This is a genomic window from Cobetia sp. SIMBA_158 (assembly GCF_046566945.1).
Lineage (GTDB): Bacteria > Pseudomonadota > Gammaproteobacteria > Pseudomonadales > Halomonadaceae > Cobetia > Cobetia amphilecti.
Window position 1 is genome coordinate 1 of record NZ_JAWJYL010001239.1, and the last position, 229, is coordinate 229.

The 229-nt window shown below is 65.9% G+C and carries 1 protein-coding gene; it reads left to right on the top strand.

All coding sequences use genetic code 11. The features are described 5' to 3' along the window. On the top strand, window positions 1–229 hold a 229-nt coding region (locus R2R70_RS23680; RefSeq protein ID WP_410979444.1), incomplete at both ends, for a M24 family metallopeptidase.

Consider the following 229-nt stretch of genomic DNA (forward strand, 5'->3'; position numbering starts at 1 on the left):
GCGATGCAGATCAGCCGTCCCGGCCTGCACGAGCATCATCTGCAGGCCGAGATCGAGCATGAACTCCAGTGGCAGGGGGCGCCGGCTCCGGCCTACACCAGTATCGTCGGGGCGGGTGGGAATGCCTGTGTACTCCACTACATCGAGAATCGCGCGCCGCTGGAAGATGGGCAGCTGGTGCTGATCGGTACCGGCGCCGAGTACGCCCGGTATGGCGGCGACATCACGC